The sequence below is a fragment of the Streptomyces sp. NPDC028711 genome (assembly GCF_055565415.1).
The window spans coordinates 571,092-588,559 of record NZ_JBVHUJ010000002.1 but is presented as its reverse complement, the minus strand read 5'-3'; the positions used below and the strand labels follow the sequence as shown (position 1 = coordinate 588,559).

The window sequence follows — 17,468 nt, the reverse complement described above, 5'->3', positions numbered from 1 at the left end:
GAGCCAACAGGCCGGGGGTTACCATATGAGCGCCGCCTAGCTCGAAAGATAAACTTGTGACTGTCAATGACGACTCGTTCACCAGCTGGAAGAACCGCGAGGAGATCGCGGAGTCGATGATCCCGATCATCGGGAAGCTGCACCGGGAGCAGGACGTCACCGTCCTCCTCCACAGCCGCTCCCTGGTGAACAAGTCGGTGGTCTCCATCCTCAAGACCCACCGCTTCGCCCGGCAGATAGCCGGCGAGGAGCTGTCGGTCACCGAGACGCTCCCCTTCCTCCAGACGCTCACCACCCTCGACCTCGGCCCGTCGCAGATCGACATCGGCATGCTGGCCGCCGAGTACAAGACCGACGACCGCGGTCTGTCGGTGGCGGAGTTCACCGCCGAGGCCGTCGCCGGTGCCACCGGTGAGAACAAGATCGAGCGCCGCGACGGACGCGACGTCGTCCTCTACGGCTTCGGCCGCATCGGCCGCCTCGTCGCCCGCCTCCTCATCGAGAAGTCCGGTTCGGGCAACGGTCTGCGTCTGCGCGCGATCGTGGTCCGCGGCGGTGGCGAGCAGGACCTCGTGAAGCGCGCCTCGCTGCTGCGCCGCGACTCCATCCACGGCCAGTTCCAGGGCACGATCACGGTCGACGAGGCGAACAGCACCATCGTCGCCAACGGCAACACGATCAAGGTCATCTACGCCAACGACCCCTCCGAGGTCGACTACACGGCGTACGGCATCGAGAACGCCATCCTGATCGACAACACCGGCAAGTGGCGCGACCGCGAGGGCCTCTCCAAGCACCTGCGGCCCGGCATCGACAAGGTCGTCCTGACCGCGCCCGGCAAGGGTGACGTGCCGAACATCGTGCACGGCGTCAACCACGACACGATCAAGCCGGACGAGCAGATCCTGTCCTGCGCCTCCTGCACGACCAACGCGATCGTGCCGCCGCTGAAGGCCATGGACGACGAGTACGGCGTGCTGCGCGGCCACGTGGAGACGGTCCACTCGTTCACGAACGACCAGAACCTCCTGGACAACTACCACAAGGCCGACCGCCGCGGCCGTTCCGCGCCGCTCAACATGGTGATCACCGAGACCGGTGCCGCCTCGGCCGTCGCGAAGGCCCTGCCGGAGCTCAAGGCCCCGATCACCGGCAGCTCGATCCGCGTCCCCGTCCCGGACGTCTCGATCGCGATCCTGAGCCTGCGCCTGGGCCGCGAGACCACCCGCGACGAGGTCCTCGAGTACCTCCGCGACGTCTCGCTGCACTCGCCGCTGAAGCGTCAGATCGACTTCACCACGGCCCCCGACGCCGTCTCCATGGACTTCGTCGGCTCGCGTCACGCGTCGATCGTCGACGCCGGCGCGACCAAGGTCGACGGCGACAACGCGATCCTCTACCTCTGGTACGACAACGAGTTCGGCTACTCGTGCCAGGTCATCCGGGTCGTCCAGCACGTCTCCGGCGTGGAGTACCCGACCTTCCCGGCCCCGGCGGTCTGATCTCCGCCCGCCCGAAGGCACCACGGCGCGCCGCACTCCCTCCGGGGGGTGCGGCGCGCCGTCGTCGTCCGGGCGGGAGGCGAACCGACCACGAGGGCCCCGGCGTCCCACCCCGCATGAAGACGTTCTCGTACGGGATATGCCAACTCCTGCGGTTCACGGTCCTGGAGGTGCGCTGCTGCGCCTTCGCCGTGGCGCTCATCGGCGGCATCGCGGTCTCCGCCCTGCTGCCCGAACTGCCGATCGCCCGCTACGACCTGCTGTTCCTGTACGGCATCCTGCTCACCGTCCTCGCGTGGAAGGTGGGCTGGGACTCCGGCCGGGACGTGGCCGTGATCGCCGGCTGCCATGTCATCGGTCTGCTCTTCGAGTTGGTCAAGGTGCGGATGGGTTCGTGGAGTTACCCGGAGGAGGCCTGGACGAAGGTCGGCGGGGTGCCGCTGTACGGCGGCTTCCTCTACGCGGCCCTCGGCAGTTACATCTGCCGGGCGTGGCGCCTGTTCGAACTGCGGCTCACGGGCTACCGGCCGCGCGTGACCGCGGTGCTCGCCGGCGCCGTGTACGTGAACTTCTTCAGCCACCACTGGCTGCCCGACGCCCGGTGGGCCCTGGCCGCGCTGCTCCTCGCCGCGACGGCGGGGACCTGGGTGCGGTTCCGGGTGGGCGAACGGGAGCACCGGATGCCGCTCGCCCTGTCGTTCGTCCTGATCGGCTTCTTCCTGTGGGTCGCGGAGAACGCGGCCACGTACGTCGGCGCCTGGAGCTACCCGGACCAGCTGGACGGCTGGCAGCCGGTGTCCCTCGCCAAGTTCGGCGCGTGGGCGCTGCTCATCACCGTCACGTTCGTCCTGACGGCCCACGGGGCGAGGCCGACCGCCCCGGCCCCGGCGGCCCCGAAAGTGCTCCCGACCCGCCAGGGCCGGCCATAGGCAATTCCGTGCACTCCCCCGGCCGACGTGCTACAGTCAACAACAGTTGCAGTCGTGGTTCCCAAAGAAACTTACAAGTGCCTTTGACGATTCGACATCGTCAGGCACTTTCTGTGTTTTCGGTGCAGTTTTCCGGACGGGGCAATCATCACGGCGACTCCGGGTTCCGCACAGTGCGGACCCCTGGGCTACGCCCCGAAGGAGATTTAAAATGGCTAACGGCACCGTGAAGTGGTTCAACGCTGAAAAGGGCTTCGGCTTCATCGAGCAGGAGGGTGGCGGCCCGGACGTCTTCGCCCACTACTCCAACATCGCCACCTCTGGCTTCCGTGAGCTCCAGGAAGGCCAGAAGGTGACCTTCGACGTCACGCAGGGCCAGAAGGGCCCCCAGGCGGAGAACATTCTCCCCGCCTGACGTTGACACGTCCGACGCAGCTGGGGCCCTCACCCGTGTGGTGAGGGCCCCGGCTCGTTGTCTTTTCCAGGCATTTCCAGGCGTTCCTGTAATTCATCCGGGCTTCCGCCCCTCGCGAATTCCTCGAAGCGCACCGGTTTCGAGGAGGGCTCCCATGGACACCACACACAGCACACCCCGTACGGACAGGGCACGGCGCGCGGCCGCCGCGAAGGACGAATTCGCGACGACGGCCTCCGTCACCCCCGCCCTGCCCCCGGCCGCCACCTTCGCCGAGCTCGACCTGCCGGCCGAGGTCCTCGACGTACTGGCCCGCGAAGGCGTCGACACGCCGTTCCCGATCCAGGCCGCGACCCTCCCGGACGCCCTCGCGGGCCGCGACGTGCTGGGGCGCGGACGGACCGGCTCCGGCAAGACGCTCGCCTTCGGCCTGCCGCTGCTCGTGCGCACCGCGGGCCGCCGCGCCGACGCCCGCAAGCCCCTCGCCCTGATCCTGGTCCCCACGCGCGAGCTGGCCCAGCAGGTCACGGACGCCCTCGATCCCTTCGCGCGCGCCCTGAAGGTGCGCCTCGCGACCGTCGTCGGCGGCATGTCCATCGGACGGCAGGCCACGGCGCTGCGCGACGGCGTCGAGGTCCTGATCGCCACGCCCGGCCGGCTCATGGACCTCGTCGAGCGCAAGGACTGCCGCCTGGAACGGGTGACCGTCACCGTCCTGGACGAAGCGGACCAGATGGCCGACATGGGGTTCATTCCCCAGGTCACCGAGCTGCTCGACCGGGTGAACGCCGACGGCCAGCGGATGCTGTTCTCCGCCACCCTCGACCGCAACGTCGACCTCGTCGTGGAGCGCTACCTCCAGGACCCGGTCGTCCACTCCGTCGACCCCTCGGCAGCCACCGTCTCCACCATGGAGCACCACGTGCTGCACGTGCACGTCGCCGACAAGTTCGCCACGGCCACGGAGATCGCGGCCCGGGACGGGCGCGTGATCATGTTCCTGCGCACGAAGGCGGCCGTCGACCGCTTCACCCGGCACCTGCTCGGCAGCGGCGTACGGGCCGCGGCGCTGCACAGCGGCAAGTCCCAGCCCCTCAGGACCCGCACCCTGGAGCGCTTCAGGAGCGGCGAGGTCCCGGTCCTCGTCGCCACCAACGTGGCGGCGCGCGGCCTCCACATCGACGCGCTCGACCTCGTCGTCAACGTCGACCCGCCCGCCGACCACAAGGACTACCTGCACCGCGGCGGCCGGACCGCGCGGGCCGGCGAGGAGGGCCTCGTCGTCACCCTGGCCACGCAGGAGGAGCGCCGCGTCGTCGCCCGCCTCATGGCGGACGCGGGCATCCACCCCCAGGTCACCCAGGTCCGCTCCGGCGAGGCCGAGCTGAGCCGCATCACCGGCGCCCGGGCCCCCTCCGGCGTGCCCGTCGACGGTGCCGCGCCGACCCAGGAGGGCCCCAAGCGCGGCGGTGCGGCCTTCCGCGGCATGGGAACGGTCCCGGGCCGTCCCGGCCGCGCCAAGAACGAGTCGCGACGGGCCGCCGAGGCCCGCAAGACGGCCGAGGCCCGCCAGGCCGCGAGGATCCGCCGCGGCAGCTGAGACCGGCCGGGCCCGCTGGGCCTTGGCCGGGCGCTGCGCGGGCCCCGTACGACCTGAGGGGCCGGGACCGGTTCGAGAAGGCCCGACCCCCATGGAGAGGCCCGGACCCCGGCCCGAGGGGCCGGACGGGCTGAGGGCCTGAGAGGCCCGGACCCGGTCTCAAGGTCTCAAGGTTCTGCCGGGGCCTGACGGGTGATGTTCGTGCGGGTCGGCGGTCCCTGGGCGGGTGTCCCCGGGCGGGCCCGCCGATACTCCGCCCATGAGACCCGCCCACCCGACGTCACGGCCGCGCCTCGTCGCCGTGACCGCGCTCGTCGCCCTGCTCTCCCTCAACGCCCCCACCGCGACCGCCGCCGTCACGACGGACGGCGGGGGCCACCACCGCCCCTGCGTCGGTTCCCGGCTGCCCGACGGCGGCCCGGCACGCGACATCCTCGGGATCGCCGAGCGGGCCAAGGCGGAGATGGACCTCAAGTCCGTGATCCTGCGGGTCACCGTCGACGGGCGCGAGGTCGTCACGGCCGCGCTCGGCGAGTCGATGACGGGGGTCCCGGCGGACCCCGCCATGCACTTCCGGAACGGCAACATCGCGATCAGCTATCTGGGCACCGCCCTCCTGAGGCTGGTCGACGAGGGCACCGTCGACCTCGACGAACCCGTCGGGCGCTGGCTGCCCGGCCTCGAGGACGGCGACCGGATCACCCTGCGCATGCTCGCCGCGTCCACCACCGGTCTCGTCGACTACGTGCACCTCCCCGAGTTCCAGCAGGCCGTCACGGCGAACCCGTTCCGTCACTGGACGGCCGAGGAGCTCGTCGCGCTCGCGACCGCCGAGCCGCGCTGGTACGAGCCGGGTACCAACTGGAACTACTCGCACGCCAACTTCGTCCTGCTCGGGGCCGCCCTGGAGAAGATCACCGGGACCCGGCTCGACGTCCTGCTCCAGCAGAAGGTGATGGGCCCCCTCGGCCTGCGCGAGACCCGCAACAGCTTCACGCCCGACATCCCGACGCCCGTCCTGCACGCGTTCACCGCCGATCGCGGCACGTACGAGGAGTCCACCTTCTGGAACCCCTCGTGGACCACCGCCCCCGGAGCGGTACAGACCACCGACATCTGCGACCTGGCACGCTCCGCCTCGGGGATCGGCTCGGGCAGACTCCTCTCTCCCGCCTCCCGCAAGGAGCTCCTGAACCCGGGCACCGTGGGCCTCGGCCGGCCGACCAAGACATGTCCGGCGACGGTCTGCCTCCCGAACACCGAGGCCACGCACTACGGCATGGGCGTCCTCGTCCTGGGCGACTGGATCTCGCAGCACCCCTTGTTCTTCGGCTACAGCGCCTCCATGGACTACCTCCCGTCCGAGCGCCTGGCGATCGCGGTCTCCACCACCCAGGGCCCCACCGCCCCCGACGGCCACACCGCCCACACCATCGCCCAGCGCATCGCCGCCGCCCTCGCCCCGGACCACCCGATCCCCGACTTCGGCTGAGCCGCGCCAGGGCGGCGCTCAGGCTCGCCGCCGGCCTCGTGGAAGGTGTGTCAATTCCCCTCGTCACGCAGGCGGACGTCTCGTACGGAACCGCCGTCGCGCGCCGCGGCATCGCGCAGGGGGCCGCCGCCCGAGGGCGCCGCCCTGAGGAGGTCGAGGAGACCGGTGATCTCGAAGTCACCCTCCAGCGGGTGTCTGAAGCGCATGCCGGACGCCAGGCGGTAGCGGTTGCGCCGCCCTTCACGCTCGTGGGTGAGGTATCCGGCGGCCTCCAGATCGGCGACGATCGCCTGCACCGTCCGCTCGGTCACGCCGCACGCGGCGGCGACATCGCGCAGACGGACGTCCGGGTCCCGGGCGATCACCACCAGGACACGGGCGTGATTCGTCAGGAAGGTCCACGACGGACGAACGCCTGGACTGTCGCTCATTGGGTCATTATGCGGCGATTTCTTCGTGAGTCACAAGACCCGAAACTCATCTCATGTAATTATTGACATGCTAGAGATGTAAAGAGCACCATAAGGGCGAAACGTCCAGGTTTGTCTGGCCCGTGGGAGCGCACCATGTATCCCCTTCCAGACCACTCCGCAGAGGTCCCGGCATCCGCCGTCGACCTGCTCCTCCAGCCGTGGACGACCGCCCCGGAGCCACAGATGACCGTCGAGGTCTCACCGGACGGCATCGTCCTCGTCAGCGGCGAGATAGACAGCGACACGGCCCCGCACCTGCACCGGACTCTCATGGCCGCCCTGGGCGCGCACCCGGAGGGCGTCACGCTCGACCTCTCCGCCGTCACCTTCTGCGACTGCGCCGGCCTGCGGGCCTTCCTCGCCGCCCGCCATGCGCACCTCGACGGCGCGCACTACCCGCTCGCGCTGGGTCCCGTGAGCCCGCGGATGGCCCGCCTCCTCCGGCTGACCGACACCGAGGGACTCTTCCAGCCGCCGCGACGAGGCAGTGGCGACGAAGCGGACGGCGATGAAGCGGATCAGTGAAGGGGCAGCCGCACCTCGATGGTCTTGCCGCCCCGCGGCGGCAGACACAGCCTGATCTCGAGCGCCAGCAGTCTGATCAGTGGCCAGCCGAAGCCGCCCTCCCCCGGTCCGAAGTCGCGCTTCCTCCCCCGGGCGTCCGTGAGATGGGGCAGCTCGCCGCTCGCGTCCGAGACGGTGATCGTCACCGCGCCCCGGTCGCACGTCACTCCGAAGCCGGTGAGGCCACTCCCGTGCCGGAAGGCGTTGCTCACCAGCTCGGACGTCACCAGAAGCGCGTCACCCAGAGCGGTCGGGGACGGCGGCATGCCCGTGACGGCCGCGATCTCCGCGAACACCCCGGCCACGCGCGCCCGCGCCTCGGCAGCGTCCCGCGGGACCCGCCGCTCGTCCGCGACCGATCCGTCGGGCCCACCCGCGTCACCCGAAGGCCACGGGTGGTTCCCGTCCGGCGTGCGATGCCCTGCGCTCACTGCTCTGCCCACCCGGTCTCTCGTTCCACCGGCTCTTCTCCTTCGTTCAGACGGGCCCCTTCCCCGACGGACGCCTGCCATTCCCCCCTCGTGTGGGGACCTCCGGCGGCAGGGGGCGTCGTGCGATGGCACGAAGAGCCGCCGCGGCACGGATGTGACCCCCGGGGCCGGGCAGACGCGGCGTACGGCCCGCCGGTCCGACGGAGGGCCGCAGGAGCGTCGGACCGGGAAGGCGGAAGGTGAAGGGGATGGACGACCGCGAGCACGGGCGGCGACGCGAGGAGACCACGGGCGAACGCGAGGAGACCACGGGCGAACGCGAGCACCGACGGGGACGCGAGGAGACCGCGGACGAACGCGCCGACCGGCAGTGGCAGGACCTCCTGCAGGAGATACGCGTGGCCCAGACGGGCGTGCAGATCCTCCTCGGGTTCCTGCTGACCGTGGTCTTCACGCCCCGGTACGCGAGCCTCGGTTCCGCCGACAAGACCACGTACGTCCTCACGGTGATCCTGGGATCGCTGGCCACCGGCGCGCTCATCGGCCCGGTCTCCTTCCACCGCCTCGTCTCCGGACGCAAGCTCAAGCCCCAGGCGGTCGTCTGGGCGTCCCGGCTGGTCATGGTGGGGATCTTGTTCCTGGTCGCCACCCTCACCGCCGCGCTCTTCCTCATCCTGCGGGTCGCCACCGACAACACGGTCGTGCCGTGGCTCGTGGCACCCGTCCTCGCCTGGTACCTGCTGTGCTGGTTCGCCCTGCCCCTGTGGGCCAGGAGCCGGCACGGCTCGAACGGCGGCAAGTGACGCCCGCACCGTGACAAGTGACGCCCGAACGGCGCCAGGGTGACGAGTGACGCACGGCGACACGGGTAGCCGCCCGGCGGGAAGCCCCGCCGAACACGCCGGAAGGAGAACCACCATGCCTCGCGGATCCAGCCCCAAACGGGAACGGCAGTACGAACACATCAAGGAGAGCGCGGAGGACCGCGGCGAGAGCACGAAGCGCGCCAAGGAGATCGCCGCCCGCACCGTGAACAAGGAACGGGCCAGGCAGGGCGAGTCCAAGTCCTCCAGCCGGACGTCGCGGGAGGACATGTCGTCCGGTGAGCGCGGAGGACGGCGCTCGCACAGCGGCGCAGAGGGGCGCACGTACGACCAGCTGTACGAAGAGGCCAAGCGCCGCAACATCGACGGTCGCTCCAAGATGAACAAGTCGGAGCTCAAGCGCGCCCTTGGTGGCGACAGCTGACGCGGCCCCGGTCGGAGACGGCCGCCCCGTGCGGGGCGGCCTCTCCGCTGCCCGCGCCCGTTCAGGCGTCCTGGATGCGCCGGAACGGACGCTCCGCCTCCAGCGCGAACGCGACCTCAAGCAGGGTCCTCTCGCTGCCGGGGCGGCCGGAGAACATGACGCCGACGGGCAGGCCCGCCTCCGTCGCCACGGGTGCCGGCACCGAGAGGGACGGCGTGCCGACGACGTTGTTGACCGGCGTGAAGGCCACGTACGCGAGGATCCGCTCGATCAGGGTCCGGTACGGGACGGTCGGGCTGAGGTGGCCGAGTTCCGGTGTGCTGTGGGCGAGTACGGGGGTGAGGATCAGGTCGAGACCGCGGAAGGCCGCCGCGTACGCCTCCCTCGTACGCCTCAGCCGCCGCAGCACGCCCGGGGTGCTCCGCCAGCTCTTCAGGTAGTCCTCGCGCAGCCCCCGGCTGAGGCCGTCCATCCGGCGCCGGTCGAAGTCCCGGCCGAGCGTGCGGCCGGTGACGCCGAGCAGGAACGAGAGCATTCCCCAGTACGTGAGGAAGTCGTCGGTGAAGCGGGGGTCGAGGGCGAGCTCCACCGGCTCGACGGTGTGCCCGAGCCGTTCCAGCGTCGCCACCGTCTCCGTGACGGCCGCGCGGGTGGCGGCGTCGGCGTGGACGCCGTTCGGCGAGTCCACCAGGAACCCGATGCGCAGGCGCCGGTCCGAGGGACCCTCGACCAGGCCGAGGGGCGGCAGCTTCGGATTGCGCCAGTGCGTCTCGGCGGCGGCGAGGAACGCCGCGGTGTCCCGTACGGAACGGCTCACGATGCCGTCGGAGACGATGTCGAGGGGCAGTTGACGGCTCTGGGCGTTGGCCACGACCCGGCCCCGGGTCGGCTTGAGACCGACGAGTCCGCAGCAGGCGGCGGGGATGCGGATGGAACCGCCGCCGTCGTTGGCGTGGGCGATCGGCACCGCCCCGGCGGCGACGAGGGCCGCGCTGCCGCCCGACGAACCACCGGCCGAATGGCCGGTGTTCCACGGGTTGCGCACCGGCTCGGCGCCCTCGTACTCCGTGGCGGGGCTGAATCCGAACTCGGGCAGCCGGGTCTTGCCGAGCACGGTGACGCCGCTGCTCAGGAGCTGCCGGGTGAACGGCGCGTGCCGCCGTGCGACCCGTGGGGTGAAGGCCGCGCTGCCGTGGCCGGTGGGCAGGCCCAGGTAGTCGGTGTTGTCCTTCACGAAGGTCGGTACACCGCCGAGGGCTCCACCGTCCGCACCGGCCGCGCCGTCGGCGAACGCCGGGGTGTCGAGGTGGACCTGCACGGCGTGGAGCCGTGCCTCGACCGCCCGTACGCGCTCGGCCGCGTCCCGCGCGACCTCCGCGGCGCCGACCTCACGCCGTCGGACGGCCTCGGCGAGTCCGACGGCGTCGTGCTCCCCGAGCGCGTCGTCCCGGAAGGCGTGGACCGTGGTCCGTTCCTCGAAAGTCGTCACCGCTGCCTCAGCCCCCGGCCGTTGGATGGTTGCCCGCAAGCATGCCGTACCAACGAGTAACACGCGAGGGGTCGGCCTCGTTGCAGAATGACGCCATGACGATGGAGATCACTCCCGTGCGGATGTTGCGAGCCGGTGCCGGGCCGGAGCCGGCCGTGGCGCCCGTCGCCGACGGGGCGGTGGCGCTCTGGCTGCTCCGGGTGGCGGACGACCCCGCCGCGCACGACCTCCTCGACGACGAGGAACGGCGGCGGTGGAGAGCCCTGATACGGGAGGCCGACCGGGCCCGTTATCTGGCGGCGCACGGGGCGCTGCGACGCCTGCTCGGCCACTGCCTGGGGACGCCGGCGGACCAGGTGGTGTTCGTCAGGGAGGACTGTCCGCTCTGCGGCGGGCCGCACGGCCGGCCGGCCGTGCGGGGCGGGGGCGTCCACTTCTCCCTCTCGCACAGCCGCGACCTGGTGCTCGTCGGTCTCGCCACGACACCGGTGGGCGTGGACATCGAGGCGCACCCGGAGTCCGATGTGTCGGACCTCGTCGCGGGCAGTCTGCACCCGCTCGAACGGGAGGAGTTCGACCTGCTGCCCCCGGAGGACCGGCAGGCCGCGTTCACTCGGTGCTGGGTGCGCAAGGAGGCGTACCTCAAGGGGACGGGCGAGGGGCTTGCCGGTGGCCTGGAGCGGACGTACACGGGCATGGGGCCGGATCCGGCCGCCCTGCCGGGCTGGTCACTGACCGACGTACGGGTCGCACCCTCGTACGAGGCGGCCGTGGCCACGACGTACGTGCGGTGAGACACCGTCCGGCGACCGGCACCCGTCCCGACGATGCTCGTAAAACGCCGACGTGGTGGCCGAGATCTCTCGACCACCACGTCGGCGGTGAATCCATCGTGTCCAAGGGGGGACTTGAACCCCCACGCCCGATAAAGGGCACTAGCACCTCAAGCTAGCGCGTCTGCCATTCCGCCACTTGGACAAGGTGTGCGCCGCTCCGCGGAGTGATCATCCGCGGCGGCGACGGGTATGAATATATCAGGGGTCCGACCTGCGGTTCACCTGCGCCTCAGCTGCGTTTCCCGAGGTCAGCGGAGCGCTGGGCACGACCCGATCGTCCACCGAGGGGCGCGCACAGAGCGTCACCGTCGACATGCTCACCGTGTCCGCCAATGCTTCACTGACGTCATGCCCTTCGCACGCTACGGAGTGCTCGTGGGAACCCTCCACAGTCACTACCGCGACCAGCCCGACAGTCAGGGCCGCTGGTTCCACGTCAACCTGGAGGTGGACGCGCCCGGCGGCCGCTACCACTGCGCCATCGACGTCGACAGCCACAAGTCCAACGTCGGCGTGCAGTGGAAGGCCTTCGCCCTGGCCGCCGGACTGATCGGGCCGGCCACGGCCCTCGCCCCCGGCTACCACGACCTCGCCTGCACGCCGAGCTCCGGCGCCCTCGACTATCTGCGCCACCCGGAACTGGTGGACCGGGCGGGCCTCCTCTTCCAGCGCCGCCCGCCGGCCTGGCTGCAGGACCTCCTCGACCTGCTCGGCTCGCGGCCCTGGCACGCGGGCTCCAACGTCGACGCCGCCGACGCGCTCGAACCGATGCTGGTGCCGGGCCGGCGCGTCCTCGTCTTCGGCGAACCGTTCGACGACGATCCCGAGAACGACCTCGGCATGCACAACATCCACCAGAACCAGGGCGACCCGGCCGGCTCGCAGTGGTGGGCGGAGAACGGGATCTGGCAGGACGGCGCGACGCTCACGCAGCGCTCCGACGGCCGGTACGACGTCTTCCTGAACAAGTTCTCCAGCCAGGCGAGCCACACCGACAGCGCCGGTCACCCCACCGGGTGAACACCCTCAGCTGCCGGTCGAGAGCGCGCCGAGACCCTTGCTCAGGTCCTCCCGGTTCATGACCGGCGAGTAGGAGATCTTGGCGCCGAGCTCCATGAAGAACGGCTCCGAGAACTTCGGCATCTGGGAGGAATCGGTCATGTCGAAGAACAGATACGCCGTCCGGCAGCCGTTCTCGGATCCGAAGTAGGCGGCTTCGGGGCGCAGCTCGCCCAGCGCGCGCTCCATCAGCTTCTGCAGGGTGCCCTGCCTGATGGCCTCGTTGGAGGCCTGGGTGTCCATCTGAACCTTCAGCAGCATGCGCATGGCTCGGCCTTTCGCGACCGGGCAGGCGCTCCGTTCCGGTACGCCCTCGACACCCGGACGCCCTTCGTTCCAGCCTCCCCCCTCCACGTGGGCGGGACCACTCGGGGAGGCGCGGATCGAAGGGCCGCAGGCCGGCCGTCCGTCGCTCAGTGACCGGTGAGTTCGCCGGTGAGCCTGCCGTGGAGGTCGGCGCTGGGGTGGTTGAGGCCGGTGATCTCGACGGTCTTGCCGCGCTGGGCGTACTTGGTCTCGATGGCGTCGAGGGCGGCGACGGAGGAGGCGTCCCAGATGTGGGCCGCGGAGAGGTCGATCACGACCCTGTCCGGGTCGCCCCCGTAGTCGAAGCGTCCGACCAGGTCGTTGGACGAGGCGAAGAACAGCTCGCCGGTGACCCGGTAGACGGCGGTGGCGCCGTCGGGGTCGGTCACGGCGGTGACCTCGGCGACGTGGGCGACGCGCTTGGCGAAGATCACCATGGCGGTGACCGAGCCGACGACGACGCCGACGGCGAGGTTGTGGGTCGCCACGACGCAGACGACGGTGATCACCATGACGGCGATCTCTCCGGCGGGCATCCGCCTGAGCGTCTTCGGGGCGACGGAGTGCCAGTCGAAGGTCGCGAACGTCACCATGATCATGACGGCGACGAGGGCGGCCATCGGGATGTCGGAGACGACCGGGCCGAGCATGACGCACAGCACCAGCAGGAACACACCGGCCAGGAACGTGGAGAGGCGGGTGCGGGCGCCGGAGACCTTCACGTTGATCATCGTCTGGCCGATCATGGCGCAGCCGCCCATCCCGCCGAAGAAGCCGGTGACGATGTTCGCGATGCCCTGCCCGACGGACTCACGGGTCTTGTTCGAGTGGGTGTCGGTGATCTCGTCGACGAGCTTGGCGGTCATCAGCGACTCCATCAGGCCGACGAGCGCCATGGCGAAGGCGTACGGGGCGACGGTGGTCAGGGTGTCCAGGGTGAACGGCACGTCGGGCAGCCCCGGTACCGGCAGGGAGGACGGCAGGGCGCCCTTGTCGCCGACGGTCGGAACGGCGATCCCGGCCGCGACGGTGATCACGGTGAGGACGACGACCGAGACGAGCGGCGCCGGGACCACGGTCGTGACCCTCGGGAAGAACACCATGAGGGCGAGACCGCAGGCGAACAGCGGGTACACGGCCCATGGCACGTTCCACAGCTCGGGGATCTGCGCCACGAAGACGAGGATCGCGAGGGAGTTGACGAAGCCGACCATCACCGAGCGCGGGATGAACCGCATCAGCCTCGCCACCCCGAGCGCGCCGAGGACGATCTGGAAGACCCCGGCGAGGATGACCGCGGCGACCAGGTACCCGAAACCGTGCTCCCGGTTCAACGGGGCGATCACCAGGGCGACGGCGCCGGTGGCGGCGGAGATCATCGCGCGACGGCCGCCCACGACGGAGAGGACGACGGCCATGGTGAAGGAGGCGAACAGACCGACCGCCGGGTCGACCCCCGCGATGACCGAGAACGAGATCGCCTCGGGGATCAGCGCGAGCCCGACCACGAGACCGGCCAGCACCTCGGTGCGCCAGACCTTCGGATCGCGCAGCCAGTCGGGCTTCAGACCACGCAGGTACGCGGCCGGGGACACGGCGGAAGCGGGTGAGGACAAAGGACGGAGACCTGTCGAACTCGGGCACGCCCCCGGTCTGCGGGCCGGGTCGTGCGGAGGCGCGGAGGAGCCGGGCGGCACCCCGCGTACGGCCCCGGGGGTACGGGGCCGGGCGGACCCTCGGACGGCACCCTCCGTAGCGGGGCACACGGGCCCTCAGTACGGGGCCGGAGGGGAAAGCGGATACGAGCGAGTGAGGGGCGAGCGGGGTCCGCGGGCGGCGTGACCCGCTCAGCTCCCGGGGTGAAGCGTCACGGCGGACAGGCGGCAGCGCCGGGCTGCATCGGCTCGCGCACGCTTCTCTCCCGCAGTCATCGGTTCTTCGCCGGGGGCGACATCGGCCCCGACACGGCATCGGGAGACGGCGGTACGCCACTCCCCCGACCGGCAACTCTACCCGCGTTCGAACACAGTCGTACGGACACGGTCGTACGGACACAGTCGTACGAGCACGGTCACCGCGCGCGATCGCGATGCGGCGGTGTGAGACGGCCGGGGCCGTCATCCCCTCGGCTCTCCCGCTCCCCGGGACGAGACGGCCCCTCCGTTCCGTGGGGCGAGGACGGCGGACGCGGCGGGGCCGTGATCACCCAGCGGAGGGCGGCCGTGACCGCGTGGCCGCCCGGTCGCGCCAGCGGCAGCATGAGCCGGGTGGCGACCGGCGGGTCCAGGGCCGTCCGCGCCCAGGCCGGCAGCAGTTCGACCGCCGCGGCCGCCAGGAAACCGTAGGGAAGCCTCGCGGGCGCCGGCAGCGGTGGTTCCGACAGCAGGAAACGCGCCGCCGCCCGTGATTCGGGGGTGGCCCGCAGCTCGGGCCGGTACTCGGCCAGCCGGGCCGTGAGTCCGGCACGGGTCTCGGGCGGGCTCTCCACGCCGAGCCGCCGCGCCACCTCGGCCATGTCGGCCACGTACCCGTCCTCGTCGGCCGGACCGAGAGGGGCCCTTCCGTACCGTTGGTGGGCCCTGAGGAAGCACTCCGTCTCGGCCGCGTGCACCCAGCCCAGGAGATGAGGGTCCGAGGCGCGGTACGGCACGCCCTCGGACGTCGTTCCGCTGACGCGCGCGTGCACCTCCCGTACCCGCGCCACCGCCCTCTCCGCGTCCTGGCCGGTACCGAACGTCGTGACCGCCAGGAACGTGCTGGTCCGCTGGAGACGCCCCCAGGGATCCCCCTGGAAGCCCGAGTGCGCGGCGACGGCCGCCATCGCGGTCGGGTGCAGGGACTGGAGGAGGAGGGCGGCGAGACCGCCGACGTACATCGACGCGTCCCCGTGCACGACGCGGACGGGACGGTCCGGGCCGAACCAGCGGGGGCCGGGTGTGCCGTGGATGCGCTCACGCTTCCGGTGCGCCTCGGGGCCCGCGACCCGGTGCAGCAGGGCCTCACCGGCTCGCTCCCGCAGAACGCCGACGCACGACGGTGACCGAAGCACATATCCAGTATGCCGCCCGGGAGAGAGGGCGAGGCGGAGCGGCGAAGGAGGAGCGGTCACGAAGGAGGGGTTACGGAGAAGGCGGACGCGCCGGACAGGGGTGCGACTGTCCTGCCCGGTGGTCGTGACCGGAGGCGCATGAACGGACCGGGCGGCGGGCACCCGCCTCGTGGCGGCCGGGCCCGGGCCCGGTGCCGTACCGGCCGCCACCACCATCCTCACCAGCACCACAGCATCCCCATCAGTCGAGTGGTCAGCGGAGCCCGGGCGACGTGCCGGCGGTACTCGGAGGCGAGCGGCGACACGTCAAGTGGCTCGCGGAGGCGGACGATGAGCTTTCCCCTGCCCGACAGCATCGAGGCCCTCAAGGGCATGATCGGCCGTGAGATCTCCTCCCTGCGCGCATCGGTGCGCAGGACCGCGGAGCGCCCACTGGGCGGACCGGCCGGTACGGAGCTGGCGTCGCCCTTGCAGTCCCTGGCGGTGCTCCCGCCGTCCGCGGAGGCAGACGGCGAGACATCCTGTCTGTGCAGTACCCACGAGCCCGGCGGCAGCGGGGTCTGCTCGGTGCTCGCCGCGATCCCCGCCTCGGCCGTGCTGCTCGAACCGGTGGGGGACGAGACGGGTGCCGTCCTGGACTTCCGGATCGTGGCCGGTAACCGCGTCCGATCGGCGGAGTGGCTGGAACAGCCCGACCACCAGGTCGGCCAGCGGTTCCTGGAGGCGCGGCCCGGCGCCGCGCACTCGGGTCTGCTGGCCGCCCTCGCGGACGTGGTGGACACCGGAAAGCCGCTGGACGGACGGGTCGTCGACTACACCGAGCAGCGGCTCGGCCGGATCCACCGGGCCCCGCTGCTCTACTCCGCGGCCCGGTGCGGCAAGCAGGTGCTTGCGACCTGGCAGCCCGTACAGAGCCAGGCGGAGCTGATGACGATCGACGCGCAGTTCCTGGCGTCGATGGGGTGGGGGAACTGGGACCTGCTCTCCGGGAAGATCACCTGGTCGGAGGGGCTCTGCCGGATCTTCCACGCCGACGTACGCATGCCGTGGACGCTGGAGCAGCTGTGCGACGCGCTGCTGCCGGACGATCTGACGGCGCTCTCAGAGTTCCTCACCTCGGTCCTCGCCGGCGAGGAACCCGCCTGGACCCGGATCCGCTTCGTCGTCCTCGGCGAGGTCCGTACGCTCGATCTCCTCGGACGTCCCGTCACCGCGACGGACGGCAGGGCCTGGGCCCTCAACCTGGTGGCCCGCGACCTCACGCCGCAGATCCGCAGCCGGCGCCGGCTCGCCGAGACGGAGCGGGAGTCCGACCGGCTGCGACGGCAGACGGAGGCGGAACGGCGGGTCGCGGACGCGCTGCGGGAGGCGATCCTCCCCACCCACTCGGAGGCCCTGGCGGCGGTCGGGCTGACCGTGGCCGCCTCCTACCGGCCGGCCGAGCCCGACGCGGCGGTCGGCGGCGACTGGTACAAGTGCCGACTGCTGCCGGACGGCCGGGTGCTCGTGGCGATCGGCGACGCGTCGGGGCACGGCCTGGACGCCGTCGCCCGGATGGCGCAGCAGCGGCACGCGCTCGCGGGCCTCGCGCAGACGGGTGCGTCCGCCGGGGAGATCACGACCTGGCTGAACGAGCTGGTGTGCAGCGACCCGGCGGGGCAGACGGCCACGATGGTGGCCGGCCACCTCGACGAGGACAAGGTCCTCCACTGGGCGGACGCCGGCCACCCCGCGCCGCTGCTCCTCCGCGACGGCCGCGCCGAGCCCATGAGCGCCGAACAGCGCGGCCCGCTCCTCGGCGCACTCCCGGGATACGCGTACGAGACCTCGTCGACGCAGCTCCTGCCGGGCGACCTGCTCGTGCTCTACACCGACGGCATGGTCGAACGCCGGGGTGAGGACGTGACCGTGGGCATCGACCGACTGGCTCGCGCGGTCGCGGCATCGTCCCCGTCGGCCCCCCGGCAGGTCATCGACGCGCTGCTGGCCGACGCGGATCTCGCGGGCCACGAGGACGACGCGTGCGTCCTGGGGATACGGGTGGACTGAGGGGGGCGGGGGGCGGATCATTACGT

17 protein-coding genes and 1 tRNA gene are annotated in these 17,468 nt (G+C 71.4%); 11 read left to right on the top strand and 7 right to left on the bottom strand.

Annotated features, from left to right (window positions below):
• Window positions 1–56: 56 nt before the first annotated feature.
• The 5 genes from ACZ4VK_RS08505 (at window position 57) to ACZ4VK_RS08485 (ending at window position 5,938) form a co-directional block, all read left to right on the top strand.
• Complete coding sequence (locus tag ACZ4VK_RS08505; protein ID WP_468349861.1) at window positions 57–1,502, top strand: glyceraldehyde-3-phosphate dehydrogenase; 1,446 nt, start codon at window positions 57–59, stop codon at window positions 1,500–1,502.
• Between the two features lie 116 nt (window positions 1,503–1,618).
• Complete coding sequence (locus tag ACZ4VK_RS08500) at window positions 1,619–2,431, top strand: DUF817 domain-containing protein (protein WP_468349859.1); 813 nt, start codon at window positions 1,619–1,621, stop codon at window positions 2,429–2,431.
• A gap of 211 nt (window positions 2,432–2,642) precedes the next feature.
• Window positions 2,643–2,846, top strand: a complete 204-nt coding sequence (locus tag ACZ4VK_RS08495; RefSeq protein WP_030218719.1) for a cold-shock protein — start codon at window positions 2,643–2,645, stop codon at window positions 2,844–2,846.
• Between the two features lie 154 nt (window positions 2,847–3,000).
• A complete protein-coding gene (locus ACZ4VK_RS08490) occupies window positions 3,001–4,446 on the top strand; it encodes a DEAD/DEAH box helicase (protein ID WP_468349856.1) in 1,446 nt (481 codons plus the stop codon).
• Between the two features lie 259 nt (window positions 4,447–4,705).
• Window positions 4,706–5,938, top strand: coding sequence for a serine hydrolase domain-containing protein (locus ACZ4VK_RS08485; protein WP_468349852.1), 1,233 nt, complete (start codon window positions 4,706–4,708; stop codon window positions 5,936–5,938).
• A 50-nt stretch (window positions 5,939–5,988) separates the two neighbouring features.
• Here ACZ4VK_RS08485 and ACZ4VK_RS08480 read toward each other — a convergent pair whose 3' ends face one another.
• The gene (locus ACZ4VK_RS08480) at window positions 5,989–6,369 is read right to left on the bottom strand and encodes a helix-turn-helix transcriptional regulator (RefSeq protein WP_468349850.1); all 381 of its coding nucleotides are present in this window, start codon (window positions 6,367–6,369) and stop codon (window positions 5,989–5,991) included.
• Between the two features lie 135 nt (window positions 6,370–6,504).
• On the opposite strand from ACZ4VK_RS08480, the gene ACZ4VK_RS08475 reads away from it, so the two are divergent.
• Window positions 6,505–6,936: an STAS domain-containing protein gene (locus tag ACZ4VK_RS08475; protein ID WP_468349848.1), complete on the top strand. Its 432-nt coding sequence runs from the start codon at window positions 6,505–6,507 to the stop codon at window positions 6,934–6,936.
• Here ACZ4VK_RS08475 and ACZ4VK_RS08470 read toward each other — a convergent pair.
• Window positions 6,930–7,280 (bottom strand): ATP-binding protein, encoded by a 351-nt coding sequence (locus tag ACZ4VK_RS08470; RefSeq protein ID WP_468349846.1) that lies wholly within the window; start codon window positions 7,278–7,280, stop codon window positions 6,930–6,932. The genes ACZ4VK_RS08475 and ACZ4VK_RS08470 overlap by 7 nt on opposite strands.
• 374 nt (window positions 7,281–7,654) lie before the next feature.
• Here ACZ4VK_RS08470 and ACZ4VK_RS08465 point away from each other — a divergent pair, with 374 nt between their 5' ends.
• Window positions 7,655–8,209: a DUF6328 family protein gene (locus ACZ4VK_RS08465; protein WP_468349844.1), complete on the top strand. Its 555-nt coding sequence runs from the start codon at window positions 7,655–7,657 to the stop codon at window positions 8,207–8,209.
• 115 nt (window positions 8,210–8,324) lie between these two features.
• Window positions 8,325–8,654 (top strand): plasmid stabilization protein, encoded by a 330-nt coding sequence (locus ACZ4VK_RS08460; protein WP_468349842.1) that lies wholly within the window; start codon window positions 8,325–8,327, stop codon window positions 8,652–8,654.
• A gap of 61 nt (window positions 8,655–8,715) precedes the next feature.
• Here ACZ4VK_RS08460 and ACZ4VK_RS08455 read toward each other — a convergent pair whose 3' ends face one another.
• The gene (locus ACZ4VK_RS08455; protein WP_468349840.1) at window positions 8,716–10,143 is read right to left on the bottom strand and encodes an amidase; all 1,428 of its coding nucleotides are present in this window, start codon (window positions 10,141–10,143) and stop codon (window positions 8,716–8,718) included.
• A 95-nt stretch (window positions 10,144–10,238) separates the two neighbouring features.
• Between ACZ4VK_RS08455 and ACZ4VK_RS08450 the strand changes: the two genes are divergently transcribed.
• Window positions 10,239–10,937 carry a 4'-phosphopantetheinyl transferase family protein gene (locus ACZ4VK_RS08450; RefSeq protein ID WP_468349838.1) on the top strand — a complete coding sequence of 233 codons (699 nt, stop codon included), beginning with the start codon at window positions 10,239–10,241 and terminating at the stop codon, window positions 10,935–10,937.
• A 99-nt stretch (window positions 10,938–11,036) separates the two neighbouring features.
• Here ACZ4VK_RS08450 and ACZ4VK_RS08445 read toward each other — a convergent pair.
• Window positions 11,037–11,121 (bottom strand) — tRNA-Leu (locus ACZ4VK_RS08445).
• A 206-nt stretch (window positions 11,122–11,327) separates the two neighbouring features.
• On the opposite strand from ACZ4VK_RS08445, the gene ACZ4VK_RS08440 reads away from it, so the two are divergent.
• Window positions 11,328–11,999 (top strand): DUF2278 family protein, encoded by a 672-nt coding sequence (locus tag ACZ4VK_RS08440; protein ID WP_468349836.1) that lies wholly within the window; start codon window positions 11,328–11,330, stop codon window positions 11,997–11,999.
• A gap of 6 nt (window positions 12,000–12,005) precedes the next feature.
• Here ACZ4VK_RS08440 and ACZ4VK_RS08435 read toward each other — a convergent pair whose 3' ends face one another.
• The 3 genes from ACZ4VK_RS08435 to ACZ4VK_RS08425 all read right to left on the bottom strand — a co-directional run bounded on the left by ACZ4VK_RS08435 (window position 12,006) and on the right by ACZ4VK_RS08425 (window position 15,393).
• Window positions 12,006–12,305 (bottom strand): hypothetical protein, encoded by a 300-nt coding sequence (locus ACZ4VK_RS08435; RefSeq protein WP_468349834.1) that lies wholly within the window; start codon window positions 12,303–12,305, stop codon window positions 12,006–12,008.
• A gap of 146 nt (window positions 12,306–12,451) precedes the next feature.
• Window positions 12,452–13,939, bottom strand: a complete 1,488-nt coding sequence (locus tag ACZ4VK_RS08430; protein ID WP_468349833.1) for a SulP family inorganic anion transporter — start codon at window positions 13,937–13,939, stop codon at window positions 12,452–12,454.
• A 476-nt stretch (window positions 13,940–14,415) separates the two neighbouring features.
• Window positions 14,416–15,393, bottom strand: coding sequence for an oxygenase MpaB family protein (locus ACZ4VK_RS08425; protein ID WP_468349831.1), 978 nt, complete (start codon window positions 15,391–15,393; stop codon window positions 14,416–14,418).
• A 330-nt stretch (window positions 15,394–15,723) separates the two neighbouring features.
• On the opposite strand from ACZ4VK_RS08425, the gene ACZ4VK_RS08420 reads away from it, so the two are divergent.
• Window positions 15,724–17,442, top strand: a complete 1,719-nt coding sequence (locus tag ACZ4VK_RS08420) for a PP2C family protein-serine/threonine phosphatase (protein ID WP_468349829.1) — start codon at window positions 15,724–15,726, stop codon at window positions 17,440–17,442.
• Window positions 17,443–17,468 lie beyond the last annotated feature (26 nt).